Annotated in this window: 20 protein-coding genes and 2 tRNA genes; 6 read left to right on the top strand and 16 right to left on the bottom strand. The window is 72.1% G+C overall.

Annotation, left to right across the window (positions count from 1 at the left end):
* Positions 1-233 precede the first annotated feature (233 nt).
* The gene (locus ACIDOF_RS19600; RefSeq protein WP_409007226.1) at positions 234-992 is read left to right on the top strand and encodes an IclR family transcriptional regulator; all 759 of its coding nucleotides are present in this window, start codon (positions 234-236) and stop codon (positions 990-992) included.
* A gap of 72 nt (positions 993-1,064) precedes the next feature.
* Positions 1,065-1,138: transfer RNA gene (locus tag ACIDOF_RS19605), tRNA-Lys, on the top strand.
* A 65-nt stretch (positions 1,139-1,203) separates the two neighbouring features.
* Here ACIDOF_RS19605 and ACIDOF_RS19610 read toward each other — a convergent pair.
* The 4 genes from ACIDOF_RS19610 to ACIDOF_RS19625 form a co-directional block, all read right to left on the bottom strand.
* The gene (locus ACIDOF_RS19610; protein ID WP_409007227.1) at positions 1,204-2,886 is read right to left on the bottom strand and encodes an AMP-binding protein; all 1,683 of its coding nucleotides are present in this window, start codon (positions 2,884-2,886) and stop codon (positions 1,204-1,206) included.
* A 291-nt stretch (positions 2,887-3,177) separates the two neighbouring features.
* Positions 3,178-3,777 (bottom strand): lytic polysaccharide monooxygenase, encoded by a 600-nt coding sequence (locus ACIDOF_RS19615; RefSeq protein WP_409007228.1) that lies wholly within the window; start codon positions 3,775-3,777, stop codon positions 3,178-3,180.
* A gap of 161 nt (positions 3,778-3,938) precedes the next feature.
* Positions 3,939-5,006 carry an SPFH domain-containing protein gene (locus ACIDOF_RS19620; protein ID WP_409007294.1) on the bottom strand — a complete coding sequence of 356 codons (1,068 nt, stop codon included), beginning with the start codon at positions 5,004-5,006 and terminating at the stop codon, positions 3,939-3,941.
* Between the two features lie 879 nt (positions 5,007-5,885).
* A complete protein-coding gene (locus ACIDOF_RS19625; protein ID WP_409007295.1) occupies positions 5,886-7,241 on the bottom strand; it encodes a peptidoglycan-binding protein in 1,356 nt (451 codons plus the stop codon).
* Positions 7,242-7,452: 211 nt separating this feature from the next.
* Here ACIDOF_RS19625 and ACIDOF_RS19630 point away from each other — a divergent pair.
* The 4 genes from ACIDOF_RS19630 (at position 7,453) to ACIDOF_RS19645 (ending at position 12,757) form a co-directional block, all read left to right on the top strand.
* Positions 7,453-7,526 (top strand) — tRNA-Lys (locus ACIDOF_RS19630).
* A gap of 118 nt (positions 7,527-7,644) precedes the next feature.
* Positions 7,645-8,337 carry a FadR/GntR family transcriptional regulator gene (locus tag ACIDOF_RS19635; RefSeq protein ID WP_409007229.1) on the top strand — a complete coding sequence of 231 codons (693 nt, stop codon included), beginning with the start codon at positions 7,645-7,647 and terminating at the stop codon, positions 8,335-8,337.
* A 293-nt stretch (positions 8,338-8,630) separates the two neighbouring features.
* A complete protein-coding gene (locus ACIDOF_RS19640) occupies positions 8,631-10,817 on the top strand; it encodes a glycosyltransferase family 2 protein (protein WP_409007230.1) in 2,187 nt (728 codons plus the stop codon).
* Entirely contained in the window at positions 10,814-12,757 is a 1,944-nt protein-coding gene (locus tag ACIDOF_RS19645; protein WP_409007231.1) for a galactose oxidase-like domain-containing protein, read from the top strand. Before ACIDOF_RS19640 ends, ACIDOF_RS19645 begins: the two co-directional genes overlap by 4 nt.
* A 37-nt stretch (positions 12,758-12,794) precedes the next feature.
* Here the strand turns inward: ACIDOF_RS19645 and ACIDOF_RS19650 are convergent, their stop codons facing one another.
* The 12 genes from ACIDOF_RS19650 to ACIDOF_RS19705 all read right to left on the bottom strand — a co-directional run bounded on the left by ACIDOF_RS19650 (position 12,795) and on the right by ACIDOF_RS19705 (position 23,832).
* Positions 12,795-13,841: a glycoside hydrolase family 6 protein gene (locus tag ACIDOF_RS19650; RefSeq protein WP_409007232.1), complete on the bottom strand. Its 1,047-nt coding sequence runs from the start codon at positions 13,839-13,841 to the stop codon at positions 12,795-12,797.
* A gap of 50 nt (positions 13,842-13,891) precedes the next feature.
* Entirely contained in the window at positions 13,892-14,530 is a 639-nt protein-coding gene (locus tag ACIDOF_RS19655; protein WP_409007233.1) for a class F sortase, read from the bottom strand.
* A 21-nt stretch (positions 14,531-14,551) separates the two neighbouring features.
* A complete protein-coding gene (locus ACIDOF_RS19660; protein ID WP_409007234.1) occupies positions 14,552-15,145 on the bottom strand; it encodes a hypothetical protein in 594 nt (197 codons plus the stop codon).
* Positions 15,146-15,402: 257 nt separating this feature from the next.
* Positions 15,403-16,182: an HAD-IIA family hydrolase gene (locus tag ACIDOF_RS19665; RefSeq protein WP_409007235.1), complete on the bottom strand. Its 780-nt coding sequence runs from the start codon at positions 16,180-16,182 to the stop codon at positions 15,403-15,405.
* 128 nt (positions 16,183-16,310) lie between these two features.
* Entirely contained in the window at positions 16,311-17,378 is a 1,068-nt protein-coding gene (locus ACIDOF_RS19670; protein ID WP_409007236.1) for a 2-aminoethylphosphonate ABC transporter substrate-binding protein, read from the bottom strand.
* A 63-nt stretch (positions 17,379-17,441) separates the two neighbouring features.
* On the bottom strand, positions 17,442-18,239 hold the full coding sequence (locus tag ACIDOF_RS19675; protein WP_409007237.1) for an ABC transporter permease: 798 nt from the start codon (positions 18,237-18,239) through the stop codon (positions 17,442-17,444).
* The gene (locus ACIDOF_RS19680) at positions 18,226-19,137 is read right to left on the bottom strand and encodes a 2-aminoethylphosphonate ABC transporter permease subunit (protein WP_409007238.1); all 912 of its coding nucleotides are present in this window, start codon (positions 19,135-19,137) and stop codon (positions 18,226-18,228) included. The genes ACIDOF_RS19675 and ACIDOF_RS19680 overlap by 14 nt, the downstream gene beginning before the upstream one ends.
* Positions 19,130-20,197 (bottom strand): ABC transporter ATP-binding protein, encoded by a 1,068-nt coding sequence (locus ACIDOF_RS19685; protein ID WP_409007239.1) that lies wholly within the window; start codon positions 20,195-20,197, stop codon positions 19,130-19,132. Before ACIDOF_RS19685 ends, ACIDOF_RS19680 begins: the two co-directional genes overlap by 8 nt.
* Positions 20,194-20,889, bottom strand: coding sequence for a phosphonatase-like hydrolase (locus ACIDOF_RS19690; protein WP_409007240.1), 696 nt, complete (start codon positions 20,887-20,889; stop codon positions 20,194-20,196). Before ACIDOF_RS19690 ends, ACIDOF_RS19685 begins: the two co-directional genes overlap by 4 nt.
* Positions 20,890-20,900: 11 nt before the next feature.
* Positions 20,901-22,022 (bottom strand): TIGR03364 family FAD-dependent oxidoreductase, encoded by a 1,122-nt coding sequence (locus ACIDOF_RS19695; RefSeq protein ID WP_409007241.1) that lies wholly within the window; start codon positions 22,020-22,022, stop codon positions 20,901-20,903.
* A 180-nt stretch (positions 22,023-22,202) separates the two neighbouring features.
* Positions 22,203-22,967: a GntR family transcriptional regulator gene (locus tag ACIDOF_RS19700; RefSeq protein WP_409007242.1), complete on the bottom strand. Its 765-nt coding sequence runs from the start codon at positions 22,965-22,967 to the stop codon at positions 22,203-22,205.
* A 103-nt stretch (positions 22,968-23,070) separates the two neighbouring features.
* Positions 23,071-23,832, bottom strand: coding sequence for a hypothetical protein (locus ACIDOF_RS19705; RefSeq protein ID WP_409007243.1), 762 nt, complete (start codon positions 23,830-23,832; stop codon positions 23,071-23,073).
* Between the last annotated feature and the right edge of the window lie 234 nt (positions 23,833-24,066).

Genomic DNA, 24,066 nt, shown 5'->3' on the forward strand with positions numbered 1-24,066 from the left:
CTGACGAAGGGCCCCGCCGAACCTCGCGTACGGCCGGGGCCCTTCGTCGTGCACGGATCGAACGCACGGCCAGCACATGGGACTTGACCTTGGCATATGCCATTGTGGCGCGTTCCTGCTTGTGGGGCCGAGATGGCCGCGAAAGTTGTCAACAGCCCCTCCGCAGACGGCGCTTGGCGGCTATCGTGGTACCGAGCCCAGCTGTCCGGAACCGGTCCATGCAGGGGGATACCGTGGCGCTGAAGCCAGAGTCGACCGCGCCGTACCACTCGGTGCAACACGCCCTGCGTGTGCTCGAAACCGTGGCCCGGCACCCCGCCGGCGTCACCGACGTCGAGATCGCACGCCTCACGGGCCTGCCGCCCAAGGCGCTCTCGTCGCTGCTCCTGATGCTGCGCCGGGAGGGGTACGTCCGCCAGGTCAGCGACGGCGCGTACGCGACGGGCGACGCATTCGCAAAGCTGGGCTCCAGCGCGGCGCACGACGACGCGATCAAGAACCAGCTCCAGACCACCCTCGACCGCCTGCGCGACACGGTCGGCGCGGCGGTCTACATCAGCCGGTACATCGACGGCGAAGTGAAGATCACCCAGTACGCCGCGGGCCCCGACGCCCCCGCCGTCAACGAGTGGGTGGACTTCCGCTCCGCCGCGCACGCCAGCGCCGTCGGCAAGAGCCTGCTCACCCAGCTGGACATCAACGGCCGCAGGGACCACCTCTCCCGCCACAAACCGGCCCGGCTCACCTCGAAGACGATCACCAACGAGCGGCTGCTCTTCAGCAGACTCGACTCCCAGCCGCCCACGGTCCCGATCCTCGACCTGCAGGAGTACGCGGTGGGCACGGTCTGCGCGGCCGTCCCGATCACCGCGGGCTCCTCGGTCGGATGCCTGGCGGTCTCCATGCCGATCGAGAACGCCCACCGGCTGCGCGCAGCGGCCGACACCCTGAACCGCGGCGCGGCCCCGGTCCTGCTCTCGCTGGCGATCTGAGCCGTCCCGGGGGCCGAGCTCGGGGTGGTCAGAAGCACCCCTCGGGGTTGGGTATGATTTACGAGTCAGCAGGCGCCGCTAGCTCAGTTGGTTAGAGCAGCTGACTCTTAATCAGCGGGTCCGGGGTTCGAGTCCCTGGCGGCGCACCGACAGCAAGAGGCCTTCGCGCAAGCGAGGGCCTCTTCGCGTTGCGGCCGCACAGGCGCGCACTTCACAGCCGCCCCAGCAACCCCTCCCGCCCCTGCTCCCGGTACCGCTCCACGAGCGCCGTAACCGCCGCCGGGGTCAGCGGCTCGTACGACAGCTCCGCGTCCGGGCGCCACCACACCGGGTCCGGGCAGCGGAAACCCGCACGGCGCAGCGCGGCCCGGTGGACCTTGTTCGTCGCCGTGACCGGCATGCGGCGCACCGTACGGACAAAACGCGGCGGCATCTTCGGGCCCAGGTCGCCCTGGTCGGCGAGGAAGCGGGCGAAGCCGTCCGGGTCGAAGGGGGCGTCGCCGAGGGCGAGCGTCGCCATGACCTGGTCGCCGGCTACCGGGTCGGGCACCGCGTACACGGCGACCGCCGCGGCCGGCGCGTACCGGGCGAGGATGTTCTCGATCATGGCGGCGGCCAGGTTCTCGCTGTCGACGCGGAGCCGGTCGTCGCCGCGGCCCGCGAAGTAGAAGAACCCGTCGGCGTCCCGGAAGAACAGGTCCCCCGTCCAGTACCAGCCGCCGCGCAGCCGGGCCCGGTCGGCGTCCGGATTGCGCCAGTAGCCCTCGAACGGGCTGCGGCCCCGGTTGACCAACTCCCCTATCGCCGCAGCCCCGTTGACCAGCCGCCCGGCCGCGTCGAACCGCGCCGCCGGACACTCCGTACCGGACTCCGGGTCGACCACCGCCAGGTCGTCGCCCGGCGCGGCGCGGCCGATCGCGTCCGGCGGGGTGCCCGGGGTGCGCTGGATCGCGGCGCCGCCCTCGGACGAGCCGTACCCCTCCACCAGGCGCACCCCGAACCGCTCCGCGAACCGGGCCGCGTCGACCGCGCCCGCCTCCGTGCCGAAGCCCAGGCGCAGCGTATGGTCCCGGTCGTCCGGCCGCTCCGGCGTGGCCAGGATGTACTGCACGGCCCGGCCCACATACGTGAAGTACGTGGCGCCGTGGGCCCGTACGTCGTCCAGGAAACCGGAGGCCGAGAAGCGGCGGCGCAGGGCGACGGCCGCGCCCGCGGCGAGGGCCGGGGACCAGTCGGCGATCACCGCGTTGCCGTGGAACATCGGCATGCAGATGTAGTGCACGTCGTCCCGGCCCACCCCGAAGTGCCCGGCCAGCGACCGCCCGGCCGCCGCGAGCCGGCCCTGCGTGCAGATCGCCGCCTTGGGCGCGCCGGTCGAGCCGGACGTGAAGTAGAGCAGCATGCGGTGCGCCGGGCCGGGCGCGGTGAGCACGGCGTCGCCGGGGGCCGCGTCCGCGTACGGCGCGAGGAGCTGCTCGTACTCCTCGGTGTCGGTCACCAGGACGCGTACGCCGGGGAGTTCGAGGCCGTCGAGCAGCGGCAGGTGGGCCCGCTCGGTGAGCAGCAGGCGGCAGTCGGTGTGCAGGATGTCGCGGGCGAGTTCGGCGCCGCGGCGGGTCGGGTTGATACCGGCGAGGGCCGCGCCCGCGAGTGCCGCGGCACTCAACCACAGCGGATACTCCGGGGTGTTGTCGAGCAGCACTCCCACATGCGGCTCGGCGCCCGGCGGCAGCAGGTCCACGAGCAGCGCGGCCCGCGCGGCGGCGCCCGCGGCGATCTGGTGGTGCGTGAGCACGAGGTCCTCGCAGCGGAGCCCGGGGCGGTGATCGCCCCACTGCGTGCGGACGAGCTCGGCGACGGTTGCGGCGGCGGTACCGGTACCTGTCATCACCATGGCGCCGCACCATAATTGACTGGGCGTCAGAAATGGAGAGGCGTGAGTCAGGTACGGGCGGGCCCGTGCAGCGCCTTCGCAACGGGCCCGTGCGCACCGCCGCATGGGGATGCGATGCGCACGGGCCCAGGGTTGCCCGGGCCGACGGGGGAAGAGCCGGGCCGCGTGGGGACGCGTCAGAGCGTGACGCCAAACGTGACGCCAAACGTGGCACCAGAACCTGACGTCAGAACGCGACGCCAGAACCTGACATCAGAACGCGACGTCAGAACGCGACGTCAGAACGCGACGTCAGAACGTGACGTCCGAGCAGGCGTAGAACGCGTTGCCCGTGTCGGCGATCGTCCAGACGGACAGGATGATGTGGTGCCCCGACTTGCCGGAGGGGAGCTGCCCGGTGTGCTCCAGCGTGGCGGGCGGCTGCTGGTTGTTGTAGGGCACCGTGAAGAACGGCGCCGTTTCCAGGGCGGCCCTGGTCAGCGGCTTGCTGTCGTCCCAGCCGTTCTTGGTGATGTAGTACTTGAAGTCGGTCGTGGAGTGCCGGGCCGTGAACTGCCAGCGGAAGCTCTGGCTGCCGCCGCTGGTCACCTTCGTGGTCGGCCAGGCGCCGCCGCCGGGCTTGGTCGGCGAGTTCAGCGAGTCGAACTGGCCGAGCCCCGCCGAGCAGATCTTGCCGTCGGCGGGCCCCGCGGCCGGGAAGCCCTTCGGGCCCTCGACGCTCTGCGGCTCCCACTGGATCGAACCGCAGCCGGTGACCGTCCCGTTGGCGCAGAGCTTCTGCCGGCTGATGGGTGAGTCCGTGTAGCCGTGACCACTGGCGCCGCCCGTGGAGAGGGCGAAGGCGCCGACGGTGGCGATGCCCACCGCTGCCGCGTACATCCGTTTACGCATGCTGCTGCTCCTGTGCTCCTGGAGAACGAGGGGTTCTGTGAGCCGTACGCAGTGCTGCGGTCTAGACCAAGTGCCAGATTATTGCGGGTAGTTGAACATGTCCATACCAATGGTGGGGCGGATTCCGGCCAGCGTGAGCCGCTGAAAGGGCGTTGACTGCGTCAGCGTTCGTTCTGGCCCGCGCAGAACGCCACCGTCAGATCCTTCACGAGCGCCTTGCGTTCGCAGTCGTCCAGCTCGACCAGGCCGCGCACGGTGAGCCGGGTGACCGTGTCCTCGACCGAGTCGACGAGCCGGCTCAGGGCCGTGTCCCGCTCCCGCGCCTCCAACGCGGCGAGCCGGCGGCGGCGTACCGAGTCGGCGACCTCCGGCGCGTAGTCGATCCGGGTCGGCCGCACCGCGAACACCTCGACGCCGGCCGCCTCCGCGTCGGCGGCCACCCGGCGGGTGAGCGCGTCGCCGACGGCCTCCGCGTTGCGCAGCGTCGCCCCGCCCGCGCCGCTCGTGGGCGCGTCCACCGGCAACTGCGACAGCACCCCGGCGAGCGCGGCCTCCACGCACTCCCGCAGATACGTCGTCGGGTCGTCCACCCCGAGCGCCGCCCGCGCCGTGTCCTTGACCCGCCACACCACGAGCAGCACGACCCGCAGCGCCACCCCGTGCGCGTCCACGCCCGGCATCGGCTCGCTCCGCCAGTGCCGTAGCCGTACGTCGACCCGGCGCCGCTTCAACAGCGGGTTGACCCATACGAGTCCGGTACGGCGCACACTCCCCCGGTACCGCCCGAACAGCGACAGCACCCACGCCCGCCCCTCCCGGCCGCGGCCGAGACCACCGAACGAGAACAGCGCCAGCGCACCCGACCCGGCGAGCACCGCCCACTGCGCCGGCCCGAGACCCGCGCCGAGCTGCTCCGGAAGCCGCGCGAGCCGTACCGCGAACTCGGGCAGCGCCCCGGCCCACCAGCCGCCCGCCGCACACCCGGCGAGCCCCGTGAACCCGGCGGCCACGGCGGCGGCCCCCGGCCACGACCGCCCGCGCCGCTCCGTCACCTCCACCGGCACGGTCACCCGCATCGGCACCGCCGCCCGCGCCGCCGACGGCCGCACCTGCTCCCCCGTCCCCCGCCGCCGCCCGACGACGGCGTCGGACGCCGCCGGGACGGTCCCCGTGTCGTCCCGGAAGAGAAGGTCCAACGGGATCTCGGTGGTGGAGTCGGAGCGGATCAGCCGGGGGGTGCGGGCGGGGGTGGTGGCGTGGGCGGGCTGGCTCTTCCGGTGCGCGGCGGCAGGACGCTTCCGGTGCGCGGCAGGGCTCTTCCGGTTCGGGGTCTGGCTGTCCCGCTGCGCGGTCCGGATCTCCTGCTGCGTGGCCTGGGGCTCCCGGTGCGCGGTCCGGCTGTCCCGCTGCGCGCCCTGGGGCTCCCGGTGCGCGGTCCGGCTCTCGCGCTGCGCGGCCCGGGGCTCCCGGTGCGCGGTCCGGATCTCCCGGTGCTCGCCCTGGGGCTCCCGGTGCCCGGTCCGGCTGTCCCGCTGCGCGGCCTGGGTCTCGTGCGCGGTCCGGCTCTCGCGCTGCGCGACTTGGCCCTCCCGCTGCGCGACCTGGCTCCTCCGGTGCCCGGTCGGGCTCTCCCGGTACGCGACCTGGCCTTCCCGCTCCGCGACCTGGCCCTCCCTGCGCCCGGTCCGGCTCTCCCTCTGCCCTGGCCGGTCCTTCGCGTACGCGGGCCGCTGCTGCTCCCGGTCGTTGGGTGTACCCGGTGCCGGGGTGGGCGTGGTTCTCGGTTCGGCTTTGCCGCTCGTGCCGGTCGTGGGTCCCATCGGTGCCTCCGCGCCTCCGCCCTGCTGCCTGCCGCTGTCCTGCCGTAACTCGGTCATGCCGCCGTCCCCGCGTCTCGCCTGTGGCCACCCGGCCGATGCGCCACCCGGCCGATGCGCCACCCGGCCGATGCGCCACCCGGCCGATGCGCCGCCCGGCCGATGCGCCGCCGGGCCGATGTACCGCCCGTCCCGCTCGTCCACCGTGCCGCTCATCCCCGTCGCGTGCCGTCCAACGTGCCGCTCGCCCCCCGTCGCGTGCCGTGCACGGGGCACCGTGCGCCGGGCCGCTCAGCGGAAGAGGCGGCGCCATGTCTCCGGCCCCGGGTAGCCGTCCGCCGCGCCGCCGCGCCAGCCCTGGGCGCGCTGGAACTCCTCGACGTTGCGGCGGTCGGCCTCGCCCCAAGTCGGCCCCGGGCCCTGCCGGTAGTGCCTGCCGAACCCTTTCTGCACCAGTTGCCGCCCGAGCCGCTCCACGTACGGGTTCGACCGCCCGGGCCGGAACGCGCCCCGCCCCGGATACGCGGGCGCGGCACCGACGTCCGCCCGGACGTCCACCCCGGCATCCGGAATGTCCCGCCCCCTGCCCGTGACCAGGTACTCCCAGGTCAGCGGGCCCGGCAGGCCGTTCGCCGCGTCGCCCGTCCAGCCCTGGGCGCGCTGGAAGGCCCGGGTCGCCCTGCGGTCCGCCTCGCCCCAGACCGGCGAGGGCCCGGAGCGGTAGAAGCGGGCGCCGCCGCGCTGGACGAGCATCCGGCCCAGCTGGGTCACGTACGGGCCGCGGGCGCCGGGGCCGAACGCCGCCGCACCCGGAAAGCGCCGGGCGGAACTCGGCGCGGGGCCCTGCGCGACGGGCCGGAGATTCTTGTAGCGGTAGGCCGAGTAGCGCTCGGAGTGGGTCCAGTAGGCGTAGGGCGTGATTTGTCTGCGGGTGTGCGGGCGGGCCTGTTCGTAGGCGAGGTAATGGCTGCGGGAGGAGTCGGTCCAGCCGCCGAAAATCGTCACGTGCGAACCCTTTCCCGGGTCTGCCTGATTGTGGAAGAGGAGAATGTCGCCGGGCTGTAGTTGCTGTCTGCCGACGGGTTCCGCGACGGCGGTGAGACTTCCGGTCCATTCATTGCGGCCGAGATTCCAGGCCATCGAGACGAATCCCGAGCAGTCCTGCCGGTAACCGTCCTTGTAGTGCGAGTCCGCGCTGTACGGAACGCGGGCCCGCACCCAGCTCGCGGCCCGGTCGAGGATCTCCGCCCGGGACACCGCGGGCGCCGCGAGCACCCGACCCGGGCGGCCGTGCAGCCCGCCCGAGCCGCCCTGCGGACTGCCGCCCGCGCCGCCGAGCACCCCCCGGTCGCCGTCGTCCGACCTGGTCAGCGTGGGCGCCGAGCCGGTCGGGGGCGCCGCGGCCGCGATGTGCGGGGCGGTGAGCACGGCGCTCGCGGCGGCGGCGAGGGCCAGGGCGCGGCGGGCGGCCCGGACGTACGGGCGACGGCCGCCGGGTCCTCGGGAAAGGCGCGGGGAATTCTCGTACCGAACGTGCGGGCAGCCGGGGCGGTCGCAGTCCGGAGAGCGCTCGAATTCCTCGGATACCGGTTCCGGTTCCGGCGCCGGAACCGGTGCCCGGGAGTGCGCCGCCGAATCCGCCGGGATGCGATTCACCTCACATCCCGAGCCCGTTCCCGGCCCTGCATTTCCGCGTCGCTGCACGTCGCCAAGTTTCTCAACTGTCCAGTGGAATCGCATGCTGACGGTCCGAATGCTGTACGCGGCCGGGGCGGGCCGGGCCGCGCGCAGGACGGCGCCGGGGCGCGGGTGGTCAGGAGCACCCTCCGGGATCCGGTAGAGTTCTCCAGGTCAGCAGGCGCCGCTAGCTCAGTTGGTTAGAGCAGCTGACTCTTAATCAGCGGGTCCGGGGTTCGAGTCCCTGGCGGCGCACAGACAGTCGAAGGCCCTTCGCGAGAGCGAGGGGCCTTCGTCGTACGCGGGCACCCCGCCGCCACCGGCCGGACACCTCAGCGCCCCCGCCCGGCCACGCGCCGGATACCTTTGGCCCATGGCGCGCGACATACAGGAGCGGATCAAGAAGCTCATCATCGACCGGCGGCTGCCCTCCGGGGCCCCGCTGCCCACCGAGCCCGAACTGATGGAGCTGCTCGGCGTGAGCCGCAACTCCGTGCGGGAGGCGCTCAAGGCGCTGGTCGCGATGGGCATCGTCGAGATCCGGCACGGCTTCGGCACGTACGTGGGCCCGATGTCGATGGCGCCGATGATCGAGGGGCTCGCGTTCCGTACCGTCGCCGGGCACTACCGCGGCGAGGACAGCCTGCTCCAACTCCTCGAACTGCGCGAGGCCGTGGAGACCGGGCTGCTCGCCCGCCTCGCCGGCCAGGTCCCGGCGAGCGACCTCGCCGAACTCGACGCGCTCGTCGACCGGATGGAGCGCGAGGCCGCCGTCGGCACGGTGGCCGCCGAGACCGACCGGGCCTTCCACGCCACCCTCTACCGCTGCCTGCGCAACCCCCTGCTCGGCGAGGTACTGGAGGCGTTCTGGGACGCGTTCCACCGCGTACGCACCGACCTCGTGGACATCCCGCACGACCCCAAGGTCACCTGCCGCCAGCACCGGGAGATCCTCGACGCGGTCCGCTCCGGCGACACCCTGCGCGCCGAGCAGGCCGTACGCGAGCACTTCGGGAACCTTCGGACGCGGCTCGGCTCGGCGGTGCGGACGCCTGACCAGGCGTGAGGCCGACGGCTCCACTGCGGAAGGCCCAACTCCCGCCGTAAAGCGTGCAAATGATCGGTAAGCAGGAGATTCCCGCCTTGCGATCATCGCGATGACGTAGAAACCTTGCCTGAATCGTGAACACCATGTGATGACTGGTGTGCCGTAGTTGAGTGAGGGCGAACCACCGGCGCGCTCCGCGCGTCTCAACGACCGGTGGCCAGCCACTCGATGCAACCGCGGGGTTCAGGGGGGACCGCGCGGTGACCAGGACCGACGACCACGCGGCGACCACCGCGTGCGGGGGGATACTCATGACGTCGACGCCTACGGGCGCCGGACCCGATTCCGACCCGTCGAGGACGGCCCAACTGCGGGTGCTCTCCCACCGCACGGGCGGCTTCCGGCGCCTGAAGAAGTCGCTGCCGCGCTACGACTACGAGCACTACAGCCGCCTCGCCGGACCCCTCACACAGCCCGACCCGGCGAAGCCGTACAAGGTGCGCTACCGCTCGCTGCTCTCGCAGGAGCCGCACCGCGTCCGCGCGGCCCTGATGCTGGGGGCCGCGCCGCTGCTCTCGCTCGTGCTGCTCGCCTGGCTGCTGCAGCCCGAGCACTGGACCGAGCGGGACTACGTGCCCAACCCGTGGCTGGAGCACCTCGACGTCGTCATGCTCGTCTCGATCGGCCTGATCGAGTTCTTCCGCTGCATGAACGTGCTGTCCAACGCGCACGCCACCCTCGTCGCCCGCGACCCGGTGCCCGTGGTGCCCGAGACCGGCACGCGGGTCGCGTTCCTCACCTCGTTCGTGCCCGGCAAGGAGCCGATCGAGATGGTGACCAAGACCCTGGAGGCCGCGGTCAGGATCCGGCACCGCGGGCTGCTGCACGTCTGGCTGCTCGACGAGGGCGACGACCCGGAGGTGAAGGAGGTCTGCGCGCGCCTGGGCGTGCACCACTTCTCCCGCAAGGGCGTCGAGAAGTGGAACCAGCAGAAGGGCCCGCACCGCGCGAAGACCAAGCACGGCAACTACAACGCCTGGCTGGACGCGCACGGCGACGCCTACGACTACTTCGCCTCCGTCGACACCGACCACGTCCCGCTGCCCAACTACCTGGAGCGGATGCTCGGCTTCTTCCGCGACCCGGACGTCGGCTTCGTCATCGGCCCGCAGGTGTACGGGAACTACGACACGTTCGTCACCAAGGCCGCCGAGTCCCAGCAGTTCCTCTTCCACGCGCTGATCCAGCGGGCCGGCAACGCCTACGGGGCGCCGATGTTCGTCGGCACCTCCAACGCCGTACGCATCCGGGCGCTCAAGCAGATCGGCGGGCTCTACGACTCGATCACCGAGGACATGGCGACCGGCTTCGAGATCCACCGGCACCGGAACCCGGTCACCGGCAAGAAGTGGAAGTCGGTCTACACCCCGGACGTGCTCGCGGTCGGCGAGGGCCCGAACGCCTGGACCGACTTCTTCACGCAGCAGCTGCGCTGGTCCCGCGGAACGTACGAGACGATCCTCAAGCAGTACTGGAAGGGCTGGTACTCCCTGCCGCCGGGGAAGCTCTTCAACTACACGATGATGATCATCTTCTACCCGATGTCGGCCCTCAACTGGATCCTCGCGGCGCTGAGTTGCGCCCTGTTCCTGGGCCTCGGCGCGTCCGGCGTGAACATCGACCCGACGATCTGGCTGATGCTGTACGGCAACGCCTCGGCGCTGCAGATCGGCCTGTACGTGTGGAACCGGCGGCACAACGTCTCCCCGCACGAGCCGGAGGGGTCCGGCGGTGTGGCGGGCATGGTGATGTCCGCGCTGTCCGCGCCGATCTACGCCCGCTCGCTGATGGACGCCGTGCTGCGCCGCAAGTCCAAGTTCGTGGTGACCCCGAAGGGCGAGTCGGCCAGCCCGGACACGCTGTTCGGCACGTTCCGCATCCACCTCTTCTTCATCCTGGTCTTCGCCGGCTCGATCGCCGCGGCCTTCGTGTACGACCACGCCCACCCGGCGATGATCACCTGGGCCTCGTTCGCGCTGCTGATCACGGCGGCGCCGATCTTCGCCTGGCGGTACATGTGGGCGCAGGAGAAGAAGCGCCGCAAGTCGGCCGCGCGGGGCGGGAGTCCGGCCCCGGCCGCCGCCCCTTCCGCCCCGGCGCCGGAGCCCGGGGACACGCTCCGGCAGCCCCTCGTCGTACCGGCCGAGCCGGCGCCCGTACGGCCCGAGTCCGACGGGGCGCGGACCCAGGTGCTTCCGCTGGTGCGGCCCGAGCAGGCGGCGCCACCCGCGCGGCCCGCGCAGCCGTCCCGGCCCGCACCACCCGCACCGGCACCGGCGCCGCCCGACCCGCGCGTGCCCGCCGCGCCCGCGACGCCCGCCGGACCTGCCGCGCCCGGCGCACCCGGCGCGCACGCCCCTCGGCACAAGCCGAGTTGGGCCGCCGCCGACGAGACCGTACAGATAGACCTCGGGGACCTTGGGGGACGTAAGAAATGACTGACCGCTCAAGCCGCCGCCGCGCCCGCCGCTTCGCGATAGGCGCGGCGGTGGTCGTCGCACTGGCGGGCATGAACGGCCCCTGGCTCTGGCGGTTCGGCTCCGCGCAGTACCACGAGTACAAGATCAACAGGCCGGAGTACAAAGCTTCGAACGGGCACTGGGAGCTCGTCGACGTCCCCGACCAGTACCGGCTGAACACCATCCACGCGGCCGTCCTGCACACCGGCAAGGTGCTGCTCGTCGCGGGCTCCGGGAACAACGAGAAGAACTTCGACGCGAAGAAGTTCGACACCGTGCTGTGGGACCCGGTCAAGCAGACCTTCAAGAAGATCCCCACGCCCAACGACCTGTTCTGCACCGGGCACACCCAACTCCCGGACGGCAAGCTCCTGGTGGCGGGCGGCACGAAGCGGTACGAGAAGCTGGAGGGCGACGTCACCAAGGCCGGCGGCCTGATGATCGTGCACAACGAGAACCCGGACGAGCCGATCACGCTGCCCGCCGGCACCCGCTTCACCGGCAAGGAGAACGGCAAGACCTTCGTCTCCAAGGACCCGGTGGTCGTGGAACGCGCGAAGAAGGTCTTCGACCAGGCCACCGGCCGCTTCCTGCGCAACGACCCGGGCCTCGGCCGCGTGTACGTGGAGGCGCAGCAGCGCGGCAAGAAGTACGAGACCGGCACCGAGGACAACTACCGGGTGCAGGGCCTCAAGGGCGCCGACGCGCGCAACACGTACGGCATCGCGCAGAAGCTCGCCCTCGACAAGAAGGACTTCCAAGGCATCAAGGACGCCTACGAGTTCGACCCGGTCGCCGAGAAGTACATCAAGGTCGACCCCATGAACGAGGCCCGCTGGTACCCGACGCTGACCACGCTCTCCGACGGGAAGATCCTCGCCCTGTCCGGCCTGGACGACATCGGCCAGATCGTGCCGGGCGACCGCAACGAGGTGTACGACCCGGACACCAAGGAGTGGGAGTACGTCCCGCAGAAGCGGCAGTTCCCCACGTACCCGGCGGTGTTCATCCTGCCGAACGGCAAGCTGTTCTACTCGGGGGCGAACGCCGGGTACGGGCCGGACGACGTGGGCCGCGACCCCGGCGTCTGGGACTTCGACAGCAACGAGTTCACCAAGGTGAAGGGCCTCAGCGATCCGAAGCTGATGGAGACCGCGGGCACCGTGATGCTGCCGCCCGCGCAGGACGAGCGGTTCATGGTGATCGGCGGCGGTGGCGTCGGCGAGTCCGAGAAGTCCAGCGCGAAGACCCGGGTCATCGACCTCAAGTCCCCGAACCCGGTCTTCGAGGACGGCCCGTCCCTCGACAAGGGCACCCGCTACCCGCAGTCGTCGATCCTGCCCGACGACAGCGTCCTGATCACCGGCGGCTCCGAGGACTACCGCGGGCGCGGCGGCTCGAACATCCTGGAGGCGCGGATGCTCGCCCCGGGCGGTGAGCGGCTGCGGCGCGTGGCCGACCCGCTGGTGGGCCGCAACTACCACTCCGGCTCGCTGCTGCTGCCCGACGGGCGCGTCGCCGTGTTCGGCTCGGACTCGCTGTTCTCGGACGCCGCGAACACCAAGCCCGGCAAGTTCGAGCAGCGCATCGAGATCTACACCCCGCCGTACCTCTACCAGGGCGCCAAGCCGGTGCTCACCGGCGGCGAGAAGACCGTCGAACGCGGCGGCTCCGCGACGTTCACGTCCCGGCAGGCGAAGCACCTGGAGAAGGCCCGCCTGATCAAGCCGAGCGCGTCCACGCACGTCACCGACATCGACCAGCGCTCGATCGAGCTGGGCCTGAGGACGTCGGGCGACAAGGTGACGGTCACGGTGCCGAAGAACAAGAACCTCGTCCAGCCCGGCTGGTACATGCTGTTCGTGACCGACGACCGGGGCCGCCCGAGCGAGGCGGTGTGGGTGGAGGTTCCCGAGTAGCCCGCCCGCTCGCCGGGCAACCCCCGTACGCAGAGGGCTACTCGGCGCCCTTGGCGAGCCCCAGCGCGTACTCCGGCCACCACTGCCCGGCGGGCGGGCCGCCCTTGCACTCGCCGTCCGACTCGCCGGGCCGCTTGATCCAGAGGTACGCGTCCACGGCCTTGTCGCCGGTCTTGGTGGTCGGGGTCTCGCCGAGGGCCCGGCCCGGCGGGTTGCACCAGCGCTCGTCCGGGTTCCCCTCCGTGTAGGGGCCGTTGCCGTTGCGGCTGGTGTCGATGACGAACGGCTTGTTGCCGAACTTCATCGAGAGTTCCTTGCCGAAGGCCGTGGACTCCTGCGTGCCGTAGAAGTTCGACACGTTGACCGCGAAGCCGTCGGCCTGGTCGATGCCCGCCGACTTGAGCGGCTGGTAGAGGTCGTCCGGCTTCGGGCCGCCGGGGTTGCCGCCGTCCAGGTAGACCTTGGTGTGCTTCAGCGACTTGAGCTTCTCGATGGCGCCCTTGAGCAGGTCGAACCGCTCGCCGTGGAACTCGCCGGGCGTGCAGCCGTCGACGACGTGCAGCAGCGCGTCCGGCTCCAGGATCACCGTGGCCCTGCGGTCGCCGATGCCCTTGGCCACGCCGTCGATCCACGCGCGGTACGCGTCCCCGTCGGCGGCGCCGCCCTTCGAGTACTGGCCGCAGTCGCGGTGCGGGATGTTGTACAGCGCGAGCAGCGCGTCCCGGTCGGCCTTCGCGGCGGCCTCGGTGTGCTCGCGGGCCTGCGTCTCGGCCGCGGCGGTGTCGGGGTCGGTGATCCACTCGGCGACGGGCTGGCGGGCGATCTTCTCGATCAGCTTCGCGTCCCGGTCGTTGCCGTCGTGGCGGTACTCGGCCACCTGCTGGGCCGCGTTGCCCTGCGGGTCGACCCAGTACGGGTCACTGGACCTGGGCTGCTGCTGCACCGGCGAGCCGTTCGGATCCGGGTCCCCGCCGCCGTCCGAGGAACACCCCGCGATCAGCAGCGCCGCCCCCACGGCCGCCGCCGATGCCTTCCACCCCCGCCCGGCAGACCTGTTCACGTGCTGGCCCTCGCTGCCGTCCATCCACTCCCCCTAGGTCATGTCGGGCTCCCCATCCTGACATACGCGCCCGGTCAAGCTCCGGTTCCCGTCAAGTACGCCGAGACCACGACATTCGCCGCATAGCTGCCCGTGGCCGGGTCGAAGGCGCCGCCGCAGGTGATCAGCCGCAACTCGGCCCGCCCCGCGCGCCGTTCGCCGTACGCCCGGGCCGGGTCGAAGCGGTCGCGCCGCAGGACCTCGACGTCCTCGACGGTGAACACGGCGAGGGAGCCGTCGGCCCGCAGGACCCGCACCTGCTGACCGGGCTTCAGGGCGCTCAGGTCGTAGAAGACCGCCGGGTCGGACTCGGTGTCGACGTGCCCGACGAAGAGGGCGGCGCCCGCACGGCCGGGCTCGGTGCCACCCGCGTACCAGCCGACGGCGCCCGGCCGGTCGTACGGCGGCGGGTCGACGGCCCGGTCCCGGTCGAGGCCGCGGCGGACGACGGGGGCGCGCACGCCTATCGCCGGTATGTCCACCCGGTGCGGGCGGGCCGGGGGCAACGGGTCGTGCGCGGGCGGGAGTTGCACGCCCGCGGCGTCGGCGTCGCGGGTGCCGGGCAGCGCCGGAAGGCCGGACTCGCGGCCCCACAGCCACAGGCCGAGCAGGAGCAGCAGCCAGGCCGCGGCGGTCATCAGGCGGGCGGGCCGGGAAGGGCGAGGGTCGGACACGTCGTCCTGGCCTGGGTGCGGCTACTGGGGGCGGCGGCGTCGACGCAGTATCCGGCCGCCGACGGCGAGCAGGGCCGCGGTCGCGAGGACCCCGCCGATCACGGCCTGCCGCAGGCCGGGCCCCTCGTCCTCCTCGCCGGCCAGGGAGGCGGTGCCGCCGCCACCGGCCTTGATCGGCGCGGTCGGCGAGGCGTCGGGCGGCCGGGGGGCGGGCTTCTCGCGGGCGTCGTCGCGGGGCTTCTCGCGCTTCTCCCGCGGCTTCTCGCGGACGACGGTGAAGGTGCCCTTGGCCTTGCCCTCCTTGCCGTCGCAGGTCACCGAGATGGCGTACGTGCCGACGGTGACCGTCGACCGGATCGTCACCTCGCCGGCGAGGACGCTGCCGTCGCTGCCGCGGGCGGCGCCGCTGACGCTGAGGGAGCCGTCGGCGACGAACGCCTCGGACCTGGCGGCGGCGGTCTGCCCCTCGCACCCGGTGGCGACGAGCCGCACCTCGCCGCCCGCCACGACACTCGACGGCTCGACGGTCACCCCCGGGTCCGCGGCGGCGGCGGGGGTCGCCGGGGCGAGGGAGAGGAGGGCCGTGACGCACAGGGTGGGGACGAGTCGGCGCATATTCCGAGGCTCGCCCCGGGCGGGGTCGGTCGGCCTCCGGAGGTGGGCCAGTCGAGTGTTCCCCCAGGGGGCTCCGCCCCCGGCCCCCCGGCTCCTCAATCGCCGGAGGGGCTCCCAAGGGTCGTCGTTCGGCTGACCCGCCGTCGTGGTTGCTCGCGCAGTTCCCCGCGCCCCTTATCAGGGGCTCCGCCCCCTGGCCCCGCAGTCGTGGCCACAGCGGCGCCGCAGACGAACTCGCACCGCCGGACGGCGTGCGCTCAGACTCGGTCGACCAGGTCCGCGATGGAGTTCACGATCGTCGACGGGCGGAACGGGTAGCGGTCCACCTCCGACTCCGTCGTGAGGCCGGTCAGGACCAGGAACGTCTCCATGCCCGCCTCGAGTCCGGCCAGGACATCCGTGTCCATCCGGTCCCCGATCATCGCGCTGGTCTCGGAGTGCGCCCCGATCGCGTTCAGGCCCGTACGCATCATCAGCGGGTTCGGCTTGCCCGCGAAGTACGGCTCCTTGCCGGTCGCCTTGGTGATCAGCGCCGCCACCGCGCCGGTCGCGGGCAGCGGGCCCTGCAGGCTCGGCCCGGTCTCGTCGGGGTTGGTGCAGATGAACCGCGCCCCGTTGTTGATCAGCCGCACGGCCTTCGTCATCGCCTCGAAGCTGTACGTCCGGGTCTCGCCGAGGACCACGTAGTCCGGGTCGGAGTCGGTGAGGACGTACCCGATGTCGTGCAGGGCCGTGGTCAGGCCGGCCTCGCCGATGACGTACGCGGTGCCGCCGGGGCGCTGGTCGTCGAGGAACTTCGCGGTGGCGAGGGCGGACGTCCAGATGTTCTCGACCGGGACGTCGAGGCCCATGCGCTGCAGGCGGGCGTGCAGGTCGCGGGCCGTGTAGATGGAGTTGTTGGTGAGCACCAGGAACGGCCTGCCGGACTCCTGCAGCCGCTTGATGAAGGCGTCCGCACCGGGGATGGGCACGCCCTCGTGGATGAGGACTCCGTCCATGTCGGTGAGCCAGGATTCGATCGGCTTGCGCTCTGCCACGGGACTGATCTCCGCTCTGGACCGGGTGGGCCGGAACACCGGGTGGGCCTACGTCCCGTCAGCCTAACGGGGCGGGCCCGGTCCGGACCCGCCCCGTTCGACCTGCGGACACAGGGGTGTGCGGGCGGTCAGCTGCCCGTCGCCGCCTTCCAGTCCTCCACGTACGCGGGGAGGTTCTTCTCGATGTCGGCCCAGTCGGGCTGGAAGACTTCGACGCCGTCCATCAGCTTGGTCAGGGCGATCGCGTTGGCGTCGGTGGCCTTGATGTCCTTGCGCGCCGCGAAGCCGCCGCCGACCGAGCTGACCTGCTTCTGGGCCTGCTCGCCGAGCATGAAGTCGAGGAGCTTCTTGCCGTTCTCGCTGTGCGGGGCGCCCTTGACGAGGCCCGCGGCGTACGGCAGCGCGAAGGTGGTGGGCTTGGCGTCCTTGCCGGAGGCCTTCGGGAACCAGATGCCGAGGTTGGGCATGGACTTGGACTGGGCGAAGTTCATCTGCACGTCGCCGTTGGCCACGAGCAGCTCGCCCTTGTCGGTCTTCGGCGCGAGCTTGGACGTGGACGAGGACGGGCCGACGTTGTTGGCCTGCAGCTTCTTCAGGTAGGCCATGGCCTTGTCCTTGGAGCCGAAGTCGTGCATGGCCTTGATGAGGACGGCGGTGCCGTCGCCGGCGACGCCGGGCGTGGAGTACTGGAGCTTGTTCCTGTACTTGGCGTCGAGCAGGTCCTCCCAGGTGGCCGGGGGCTGCTTCAGCTCCTTCTTGTTGTGGATGAAGGAGAAGTAGTTGTTGACGACGGCGGTCCAGGTGCCGTCGGCGGCCTTGTCGGCGCCGGCGACCTGCTCGGCGCCCTTCGGCTGGTACTTCTCCAACAGGCCCTTGCTGCCCGCCTGTTGGATGAACGGCGGCAGGGTGACCATGACGTCGGCCTGGGTGTTGGACTTCTCGCGCAGCGCCCGCTGCACCATCTCGCCCGAGCCGCCCTCGACGTACTCGACCTTGATGCCGGTCTTCTTCTCGAAGTCCTTGAAGACCTGGTCGTACCAGCCGTCGCCGTTCTCGCCCTTGAGGCCGTCGGCGCTGTAGACGGTGACGACCTTCTCGTCGGCGGAGGCGGCGCCGCCGCAGGCGGTGAGCGAACCGGCGAGGACGAGACTGCCGGCGACGGCGGCGGTGACTCTGGTGTGGCCCTTGATGCGCATGGCGTTTCGACTCTCTCTACGGGGGATTCGTCGGGGGGTTCGGCGCGGGATTCGGCGCGGGTCTCAGCGGTACGAGGCCCTGGTACGGACTCGGGAGACCGCGAGCAGGACGAGGAGGGTGGCGCCCATGAGGACCACGGCGACGGCGGAGCCGGTGAAGAGGGAACCGCGGTCGGTGGCCGTGAAGATGCGGACGGGCAGGGGCATCCAGTCCGGCGGGTAGAGCATCATCGTGGCGCTCAACTCGCCCATGGACAGGGCGAAGCAGAGCCCGGCGGCCGCGTTCAGGGACGGCAGAAGCAGCGGCAGCTTCACCCGCCACAGCACGTACGAGGGCCGGGCGCCGAGGGACGCGGCGGCCTGCTCGTAGGCCGGGTCGAGGCGGAGGATCGCGGCCGACACGGACTGGTACGCGAAGGCCGTGACGAGGATGGTGTGGGCGAGGATCACGATCCAGCGGGTGCCGTTGAGCAGGAACGGCGGCTGCGAGAACGCGACGAGCACGGCGAGGCCGACGACCACCGAGGGCACGGCGACCGGCAGCATGAACAGGGTGTCCATGAGCCGCTTGGCCCGCTTGTGCAGGGCGTGCGCGGCGAGCGCGGCCCAACTGCCGACGAGCAGCGCGAGCAGGCTGGCGACGAGCGCGGTGACGAGGCTGGTGGTGAGCGCCTGCAGGGACTCGCCGCGGGTGGCGGCGGCGTAGTGCTCGACGGTCGGCCCGGAGGGGAAGGCGCCGGACCAGTTGGTGGCGAACGAGGCCGCGACGATCACGAGCAGCGGCAGCGCGAACAGCGGCACGAACAGGAGCAGGAACAGCGCCCAGAGCGCCCACCTGCTGCCTCGGCTATGCACCAACACGACGGCTCACCACCCGGTACAGGCTGTAGAGACCCACGGAGATCACCACGTTGACGACGGCGACGACACAGGCGGCGGTCCAGTCGGACTCCAGGATCGCCTTGCTGTAGACGAGCATCGGCAGGGTCGTGACGCCCTTCGCCCCGGTGAACAGGACGATGCCGAACTCGTTGAGGCACATGATCAGTACGAGGCTGCCGCCGGCGGCGAGCGCGGGCAGCGCCTCGGGCAGGATGATCTGCCGCACGATCCGCGGGGCCTTCGCGCCGAGCGAGGACGCGGCCTCGATCTGCGCGGTGTCGATCTGCGAGAACGCGGCGAGCAGCGGCCGCATCACGAACGGCGTGAAGTACGTGATCTCGGCGAGCAGCACGCCCCACGGGGTGCCGAGGAACTGGAACGGCCCCTCGGCGGCGCCCGTCACGTCCGTCCACAGTCCGTTGGCCATGCCGACGGTGCCGTACACGAAGAGCAGCGCGAGCGTGATCAGGAAGGACGGGAAGGAGAGGAAGACGTCGACGAACCGGGCGACGGCCTTCGCCCCGGGGAACGGCACGAACGCGATGACGAGCGCGAGCACGAACCCGAGGACGAGACACCCGACGGTCGCCCCGGCCGCCAGCCACACGGTCGTCCCGAGCGCCTCCCGGAACGCGGGGTCGGCGAACACGTCCGCGTACGGCTGGACGGACATCCCGCCTTCGAGCGGAGTGAACGACTGCTGGACGAGGAGGACGAGGGGATAGAGGAAGACGAGCGCCAGCCCGAGCACGGGCGGCAACGCCCACACCCACGCCCTCCGTTTCCGTTGTGGGCAGGCGTTCCGCACGGCGGAACGGGTGGGCACAACCCCCGGTGCCGGGCGCGATTCGGTCAAGGTCCCGGTCGGACTACTCATCGCTCACCCCGGCCGACAGCAACACCGCGTCCTCGGCAGCAAAGTGCAGGGCAACCTGCTCCCCCAGGGCAGGCGGGACCCGCAACTCCCGCACGTCCGCCTTGACCCGCTGCCCGGCGACGTCGACGTACAACCGGTGCGTGGCGCCCCGCCACTGAACCTCGGCAACAGCACCCCGCAGGGTGTTCGCCCCCTCGCCGAGGCCGACGAGGTGCGGCCGTACGCAGAGGGTGGCCGTGGCCCCGGCCGCGACCCCCGCCGTGTCGACCTTCAACTCGGCCTCGCCGAGCCGCACTTGACCGGACGTACCGACCCGCACCGGCAGCAGGTTCGCGTTCCCCACGAACGAGGCCGTGAACTCGGTGCGCGGCGACCGGTACAGCTCCTGCGGGGTGCCGCAGTCCTGGAGGCGGGCCTGGTCCATGACGGCGATCCGGTCGGCGAGGGTGAGCGCCTCGACCTGGTCGTGGGTGACGTACAGGATCGACACGTCGGGCAACTCGCGGTGCAGCCGGGCGAGTTCGGCGAGCATGCCGGACCTGAGCTGCGCGTCGAGCGCGGACAGCGGCTCGTCGAGGAGGAGGACGCCGGGGCGGATGGCGAGCGCGCGGGCGATGGCGACGCGCTGCTGCTGGCCGCCGGACAGCTCGCGCGGGTACCGCTTGGCGTACGCGGCCATGCCGGTCATCTCCAGGGCCTCGGCGACCCGCCCGGGTATCGCGGCCTTGTCGGCCTTCTGCGCCTTGAGGCCGAAGGCGACGTTGTCCTCGACGCGCATGTGCGGGAAGAGCGCGTAGCTCTGCACGACCATGCCGACGCCGCGGCGGTGCGGCGGCAGCCCGGTGACGTCCCGGTCGCCGATGAGGACCCGGCCGCGTACGGGCTGCACGAATCCGGCGACCGCCCGCAGCGCGGTGGTCTTGCCGGACCCGGACGGCCCGAGCAACGCCATGACCTCGCCGCGCTCGACGGTCAGGTCGAGGTGGTCGAGGACGGTGTTCGAGCCGTACGCGACGCTCACCCCGTCGAACCGGATGCCGATGTCGGAGACGTCACTCATCGCCCGAACTCCCCGAGCAGCGCGGGCAGTTCGGCGACCGAGCCGAGGACGTGCGTGGCCCCGGCGGCGCGCAGCGCGTCCTTGTCGTGCGCGCCGGTGAGGACGCCCGCGACGACGGAGGCGCCTGCGCTCCGGCCGCTGCGCATGTCGTACGCGGTGTCCCCGGCGACGGCGATCTCGCGCACGTCGTCGGCGGCGCCGGTGCGAAGCAGCGCGGCGAGCACCATGTCCGGGTAGGGCCGGCCGCGGCCGCCCGCGTCGGCGGGGCAGAGGGTCAGCTCGACCAGGTCGCGCCAGCCGAGCGCGTCGAGGATGGCGTCCTGGGTGACGCGGGCGAAGCCGGTGGTGAGGACGACGGTGCGGCCCGCGGCGCGCAGCTCCTCGACCGCCTCGCGGGCGCCCGGGATCGGGGCGATGCGGCCGCCGTCGACGAGTTCGCCGTACGCGGCCTCGAAGGCGGTGTTGGCGCGCTGCGCGAGCTCCTCGTCGCCGAACAGCGCCCGGAAGACGGTGATCTTGGACTCGCCCATGGTGTCGCGGACGTACTGCAGCTTCTGCTCGTGGTCCGCGGAGCCGGGCTCGACGCCGAGCTGTTCGGCGGCCCGGGAGAAGGCCTGCTCGACGAGGCCGCCGTCGGCGACGGTGGTGCCGGCCATGTCGAGGACGACGAGGCGGGGTTCATACGTACTCATGGTCAACTTCCTCACCAGCCGATCTCGTCGGCGGTCTTCTCGGCGATCGCCGGGGAACAGGTCATGCCGCGCCCGCCGGGCCCGGTGACCAGCCACACCCCGTCCCGCACCTGCTGGCGGTGGACGACGCGGGAGGTGTCGGTGCACTGCGCGTACACCCCGGCCCAGCGGTGCCGGATGCGGGGCAGCGGGCGGCCGAGGAAGCCCTCGACGACCTGCTTGAGGTGTTCGTACGGCTCCTCGACGACGTCGAAGGCGAAGGGGTGCTCGTACTCGTGGGTGTCGCCGATGGTCAGGCCGCCGTCCTTGCGCTGCACCATGAGCAGCTGCATCTTGTGCGCGGCGGCGGTCGGCGTCTGGGCCTGCCCGGCGTTGAGGGCGTCGAGCGCGTCGGACTTGTACGCCGGGTAGTAGCGGAAGCTGTCGGCGTCGGCGACCGAGGTGGTGAGCGGCTCGCCGAGCGGGTCGGTCTGCATCATCTGCAGGCGTACGCGGCGCACGGGCAGGTCGGGGACCAGCTCGCGGACGAGACCGCCGAGCCAGGCGCCGGTGCAGAGGATCACGGTGTCGCCGGTGTGCACGTCGCCGTGGTCGTCGCGGACGGCGTTCTCGCCGATGACCTCGCGGACCTCGCGACCACCGAGGAAGGTGTACCGGCCGGAGGCCAGCAGGGCTTCCTTCAGGGCGAGTTGGGCGGTGCGCGGCTCGACGGCGGCGTCCCGCTCGCAGTACAGGGCGGCTTCGAACGCGCCGCGCAGGGCAGGGTTGATCGCGCGGGCCTCGGCGGGGGTGAGCAGCTTGTAGCCGCGGGCGGGGGCGTCGTCGCGGGCCAGCGCGGCCTCGGCGACGGCGAGTTCGGCGGCGGTGCGCACGGGGGTGAGCGAGCCGTTGGCGCGGAAGCCGAGCTTCGGCACGCGGGCGCCGATGCCCTCCCACAGCTCGCGGGCGCGCAGCGCCGTGTCCAGCTCCTCGCCGCCCGCACGTCCGCTGACCCAGATCTGCCCGAAGTTGCGCAGCGACGCCCCTCGGGCCTCGGTCTCACGCTCGATGTGCACGACCTCATGGCCGCGCTCCACTGCATGCCAGGCGTGCATGGTCCCCACCACGCCGGCTCCTACGACTACGACTCTCATGCCGTCGACAGTCCTGGGATCCGGTGTCCCGATCCGGACCGTCGAGCAACGGGAAGGTGAACGAGCACCCAAACTTGGCCTAGACCCGTTATCTTCCCGTGACCTCACGAGCGGCCTGAACGCGCGAAATGCCCGAACTGCCGCTCAGGTCACGGCAGTTCGGGCACCGCGAAAGCAGTGTCAGTTACGGCTGGCCAGATGCGTGGTGAAGCTGAAGCGATCACCGCGGAACAGGGTGCGCACACGTTCCAGACGGCGCCCCTCGGTGTCCCGCGAGACCCGGTGGATCAGCAGCATGGGCAGCGCGGGCGGCGTGCCGATGAGCAGCGCCTCGCGCGGGGTGGCGAGCACCGTCTCGATCCGCTCCTCGGCCGAGCCGAAGCCGATGCCGAGGTCGTCGTGCAGATAGGCGTAGAAGGACGAGTCCGGGTCGAAGTCGATGTCGAGCCGCGGCACCCGCGCCACGCTGACGTACGTGCTCTCCAGGCCCACCCGCTCGTCGTCGGCGAGCAGCACCCGCTCCAAGTGCCAGACGGGCTCGCCCCGTTCGGCCTCGATCTCGTCGGCCAGGGCGTCCGGGCACGGGAAACGGTCGAGGGAGATCAGCGTCCGCCCCGGGGTGCGGCCCTGCCGGCGCACGCCCTCCGTGTAACTGGCCAGCGCGAGCGGCTGCTCCAGCTTCGGCCCGGCGACGACGGTGCCGCGGCCCGCCCGCCGCAGCCGCCCCTCCAGCAGCAGCTCCCGCAGCGCCTGCCGCACGGTCTCCCGCGCGACGCCGTACCGGACGGTCAGCTCCCGCTCGGTGGGGAGCAGGCCGCCCTCCCCCAACTCGTCGAGCAGGGACGCTATTTGCGTCTTCACCGCGTAGTACTTGGGGATCCGTCCGTGCTCGGGCACACCCGCCCTGACGGGGGCGCCGGGATGCTGATCGCTGGGGTAGTCCACGGAGGAACTGTACGTAGCGGGATGCGAGGGCCGTGCGTCGCGTACGGCGGGGCGGAGCCGGTCAGAGGTGTGCCGCGCGCCACGTCCGGCGGGGCGGAGCCGGTCAGAGGTGGGCCGCGCGCCGCCCGCGCATCCGGCGCGCGCCGCGGACCAGGGCGACACCCCCGGCCACGAGCAGGCCCGCGGCGATCCCGTACCCCACGAGCACGCGTCCCCGCAGCGGGCCCGTGGCGGCCAGCTCGGACGGCGGCCGCATCCCGCCGGTGCCGTCGGACGCCGGGTCCGCGCCGAGCGAGAACGTGTACGCGCCGGACTGCCCGACCCAGTCGCCGTCCCCGTCCCTGCGCTGGACGACGGCGACCTGCACGGTGACCTCGTTCTCCCCCGCGTCGGCAGCGAACGCGAGGCGCACCGGGACGGTGACGGAGGCGCCCGGGGCGAGCGAGAACCCGGTGAAGCCGTCGTCGAAGACGCCCACGTTCTCGTCCTCGTCGGTCCGCTCGAACGGGACGGGATGCCAGTGCCCGTCCGGGTCCCGGAACTCCAGCCGCAGCTGGCCGGGGCGCAACTCCCGCTCGCGGTCCAGCAGGACGACGACGGGGTGGATGTCGCCGCAGGTCCGCTTCCCGGTGTTGGCGAGCTCCAGCTCGAACGAGCGCGGCCGGTCGCCCGGGTGGTACGCGTCCGGCCCGCCGCGCAGCCGGCTCGTCACCGGGAAGTCGGCGCCCCGGCCCTCGTCACAGGTCACCTCGCGGGCGACGGCACGGTACGGGGCGCCCTCGTACGCTTCGGCGGGTACGGCTGCCGAGGCGACCGCGAGGGCGGCGGCGGTGAGGCCGAGGGCGGGAGCGGTGCGGAGTCGCATGCGTTACCTCTGCTCGGTGCGTCGGCTTGGCGGGGGGCCGGGCCAGACGTTGCCATGCGGGGGTGGGTGGGGGGTGCCGCCACGAGCGGGTGCGGCCGTTCGACGTCGCGATCCCGCTCGCGCGGCGGAGTTCGGGTTGCGGCCCGCTTCGACGTCTGCCCCTGCATCGCCCTGCGGGCTCGCGTCCTCAATCTCCCCCAGCTACTGCTGGGAGGTGCCCCCAGACAGGCTCGA

The sequence above is a fragment of the Streptomyces sp. Da 82-17 genome (genome assembly GCF_046098215.1).
Classification (GTDB): domain Bacteria; phylum Actinomycetota; class Actinomycetes; order Streptomycetales; family Streptomycetaceae; genus Streptomyces.